Annotated in this window: 4 protein-coding genes; 3 read left to right on the top strand and 1 reads right to left on the bottom strand. The window is 64.7% G+C overall.

The annotated features are described in order from the left end of the window. Positions 1-487, top strand: a 487-nt coding sequence (locus SY1_RS01665; RefSeq protein ID WP_208872561.1) for a PDC sensor domain-containing protein, incomplete at its 5' end; no start/stop codon positions are given. Between the two features lie 106 nt (positions 488-593). Further along, positions 594-1181, top strand: coding sequence for a hypothetical protein (locus tag SY1_RS01660; RefSeq protein ID WP_208872560.1), 588 nt, complete (start codon positions 594-596; stop codon positions 1179-1181). Positions 1182-1343: 162 nt separating this feature from the next. Here SY1_RS01660 and SY1_RS01655 read toward each other — a convergent pair whose 3' ends face one another. Beyond that, positions 1344-1589, bottom strand: a complete 246-nt coding sequence (locus SY1_RS01655) for a hypothetical protein (protein WP_015555973.1) — start codon at positions 1587-1589, stop codon at positions 1344-1346. Positions 1590-1926: 337 nt separating this feature from the next. Here SY1_RS01655 and SY1_RS01650 point away from each other — a divergent pair. Further along, a partial coding sequence (locus SY1_RS01650) for a DUF3160 domain-containing protein (protein WP_208872559.1) occupies positions 1927-3336 on the top strand: 1410 nt, incomplete at its 3' end.

Below are 3336 nucleotides of genomic sequence, written 5' to 3'. Positions count from 1 at the left end.
CTTCGTGACCTGCGACATGGACGTGTTCGAGCTCCAGAAGCTCGTCACGGACCGCGTCCTCCCCGACTCCCTGACGGCCGACGTCCTAGACTCACAGGGCGTCGTTCTGGCGAGCTCCCGGCCATCGGCCCTGATGCGCCCCGCAGTCCGTGACGCTGGACCGGACTTCGTCCGGGCGATCCGGACCGTCCTCTCGACGGCCTCCGGGGACATCGACTACGAGGACGGGGGAGAACGGTGCCGCCTCATCTTCGACACCATGCCCGAGACGGGCTGGAAGGTCTGCATCAGGTCGCGGACCCGCGACGTCTACAAGAACGTGACCTGGTTCCTGGAGAACAACGTCCGGGTATACTCGTGCTGTGGCTTCCACACCCTGAGGCGGGCACCACAGCAACTGGTCGGCGATCCATCCTCCACCGAACGGAAGGCGCCGGGGGGCAAGCCCCGACGCCTTCGGCGCTTCGACCTGAAGGGTTCCCGATGAACGTGGCAGAGCTCAGAAAGGTTCCCAGCGTGGAGGCGCCGAGCGCCGCAAAACGATAAAAACGCACGACATATCATCCTCAAAATTTTAAAGGGAGTGGGTATTCATGGCGATCAAGAAAATCGATCGGTTATTAATGGCCCTGCAGGCCTCTTTGCTCCTCATCGGCCTCATGCTGCTCTACGCAAGCGGGAAGTCCTACTGGAACATTGAGAGAAGCGGCATTCCGAAGATCGTCGATTTGAAGACCCTTTACGCTACCAGCTCAGAGTACGCGCGCGTTACTGCAAAGCTGAAGGATACCGGCATCCACATCCCAAAGGACGAACACGACAGCGAGTCTTATTTCTACGTGATTGAGCTGGAGGACAAGCTGGTCTTGATCGAGAGCCTGCACAAACAAAAGGAGGGGCGGGCTCACACGTTTTTCGTGCGGCCCCATCCGTATGAGGGGACGCACGTGGAGATGTACTTTTCCGTGCTGGCCGCTGCCAGCAACCGCCCGGTTCGCGACGTGCGGGCGGAGTACGCGGATACGATGCTGCAGTACTTTGAAGACAACCCCAAGACATACAACGTGATCTTGCTGCTCATCGGAGCGCTCCTGTTCGGTTCGGGCGCGCTGTGGACGATCAAGGCAAGGAACGGCAAAGCAATGATCCGCGCGATCTTCACCTTCAAGGACGACGAATAGGAAGAACAATAAGGCTGCCGGAACCTTCGTCCGCATGGCGCTCCATACAAACACAAAGCCCCCTCGGAGGCACAACGGGCGAGGTGTCCCCGAATGACCGTCGTGGCGGCCCCAACAGGGAGCCGCCACGACGGTTCCGGCCAGGGCCAAACAAGACCACAGCTACTCGGAAAACCTCTCGAAGAGATCGTCCAGCTCTGGGCAGTGGTCCATGTCCGCGCAGCCGGAGACCCCGTCCGTGCTGACGAACCTCTCGACCTCCACGGACCCGTCCTCCATGAATTCGACCTCCCAGCGCTCCCCCGGAACGGCGATCTCCGCCATCACCGCCTCCTCCCGAACCTTGTTGAGCCGATAATAAATTTTTTCCTCCTCAAGCCGGTTGAGGAACCTCAAGAATTGTTTCATCGTCTCTTGCCCCCTGTCTCGTTCGATTTCTCGTTCGATTTACCGAAGTTCACGATAGTTCACGATTTGAAAGACCCGCCGTCAGTTTGCGCCTCTCTTTGGCACGCTTCATGGAAACACGAAACCGGCCATCCCGTGAAGGGCCATCCCACCGATTTTTCAAAAGGGGCGTTCACCTGAACCGCGGCCCTGCCGCGCCCTGGCAAAACCTTCAAGTTTACGAAAGTTTACGATAGAATAAGGGACAAAAGGCCGTGACTCGGAGGATCGGTCTTCCGAAAGGGCAACCGTTCCACAAAGCTTCCGGCGGACAAAATCTTGAAGAGGTGTTGAAACGGTGAGGCATCCCAATCTGTGTCTGAACCTCGCAATCGGTGTGGCCCTCGCGGTCCTGACGGCCCTCCCGTCCGCGCCCGCGGAGGGCGCCCGGCGCTACGTCGCCTCGGGACGCATCGTCCCCGTCTTCGAACGGCTGGCGGGCGCGGTGTCGGCGCCCCCCACAGGCTGGGCGGAGGTCCGCGGCGACGCGGGCGCTCTGGTCATGGCCTACGGCGACGTCATCGACGCGGACCCGTCGGAGCGCGCGGACTGGCTGGTCCTCCGGCGAGGGCCGGACGGAAGGGAGACGTCGGGCTTCGTGGAGCGGAAGCTCATGGTCCCCATGCCGGACTACGAACCCTTCCCCGCCCAGTCCTGGCAGGCCCGGCGGGACGTGTCCGACCTCTTCCTCCTGCCTGGGGCCCTCCCCCTCTCCGCCTACGACGGGCTCAGGGTGCCCCGCGGAGCCGTGGCCTCGGTCTCCGGCCGCGCGACGGATTCGGAAGGCCGGGCCTGGCTGCTCTGCGTCTTCGAGACGGACCGGTCCGGGGCGTCGGGGTTGGTCGCGGGGTCGGACCGTCGCTGCGCCTGGGCGCCGGAGGAGGCCCTGGTCTCCCTGGCCGCCGCATCCCCCGACCTGACCCAGGTGGCCCCTGAGGCCCTTCCGCCGGGCCTCAGCCGCGACGAGCGCAAGTTCCTGACCCACAGCGGCTTCTACGTCGATCCCGACCCGATCCTGGGACCCGACGGAGGCGGGGCCGCAGCCCCCCGAAGGGCGCGCTTCATCACGGCCGACATGGCGCTCTGCGCCTTCCGCCTATCAGCAGGCCGCGCGGTGCAGAGGGTCGAGGAGCGGGCGCTCCTGCCCCTGCTCCACGACTTCCTGAGGTCCCTCGCGGACGCCGCCCGGCGCCTGCCCGAGGACCTCTCCGCCTCGGAGCCGGGCCGGACGGCCGCGGCCAACGTCAAGGACTTCATCGCCCTGGCCGCGTACCTCGCCACGGGCGGCGTGACGGAGGTCCCGCCGGAGGTCACGGACCTGGCCTGGGGCACGATGCTGGGCACAGGACACCTCGATCACAACCCCTTCACGGAGCTTTCCCAGGACTTCGCCGCCTTCGCCCCGCGAGGGCGCTACCTGCTGAACAACCAGATGAAGGCCTGGTTCCGCACCTCGCGCCTGCTGGAGATGGCCTGGCCTACCGACACGGAGAGGGGTGCCGCCGCCGTTCTCATCCTGAACCGCCTCATGAGGACGAGGGACGTGCAGGCGCGCTGGCGCGCCCTCGTCGCGCCCCTCCAATACCTGCGGGGCGCCACGACACCAGAGGACGGCGTCGCCGCGGCCCTGGAGCCCTTTGCGCTGGCGGACCTCAAGGCCCCGGACCGCGTGAAGGCCCTGATGTCGGCCCTCGCGGAGCTCGACCAG

Source organism: Fretibacterium fastidiosum (assembly GCF_000210715.1).
In the GTDB taxonomy this organism is placed as follows: Bacteria; Synergistota; Synergistia; order Synergistales; family Aminobacteriaceae; genus Fretibacterium; species Fretibacterium fastidiosum.
This window is presented reverse-complemented; position numbering and strand designations above follow the sequence as displayed.

Coding starts and splice junctions, on each gene's coding strand:
- SY1_RS01660 (WP_208872560.1), top strand. CDS start 594: ATGGCGATCAAGAAAATCGATCGGTTATTAATGGCCCTGCAGGCCTCT.
- SY1_RS01655 (WP_015555973.1), bottom strand. CDS start 1,589: ATGAAACAATTCTTGAGGTTCCTCAACCGGCTTGAGGAGGAAAAAATT.